The 375-nt window shown below is 73.2% G+C and carries 1 protein-coding gene; it reads left to right on the top strand.

Annotated elements, in window-relative coordinates:
• Positions 1-185: 185 nt before the first annotated feature.
• The coding region (locus AC1DYG_RS20680) for an Ig-like domain repeat protein (RefSeq protein ID WP_477641702.1) at positions 186-375 on the top strand (190 nt) is incomplete at its 3' end.

The raw sequence follows: 375 nt of genomic DNA on the forward strand, positions 1-375 counted from the left end.
CCCCCATCTTCAGCGTCGCCTACAAGGTCGGCGCGAACTGCCCCCGCGGCAYGGCCCTGACCACCGGCATGGAMTACGGCGGATCMCTCGGCAGCGGMAMCTTCGGMGACAAGGGCCCGTCSATCACMATCGGCAAGAGCAGCTCCACCACCGTCCTGGCCGMCGTCACCGGCGCCCGCGTCGGCGTGCCGAGCACCCTGACCGCCACCGTCACCGGCGGCGCGCCGGGCGACACCGTCGAATTCCTCGACGCCGCAACCCCGATCGGCCAGGCCACCCTCGACGCCGGCGGGACCGCGACCCTGGCCTGGACCCCCACCGTCCGAGGCAGTCACGCCCTCTCCGCGCAGTTCGCCGGGACCGCATTCGCCACCA

The sequence above is a fragment of the Pedococcus sp. P1_H8 genome (genome assembly GCF_056405175.1).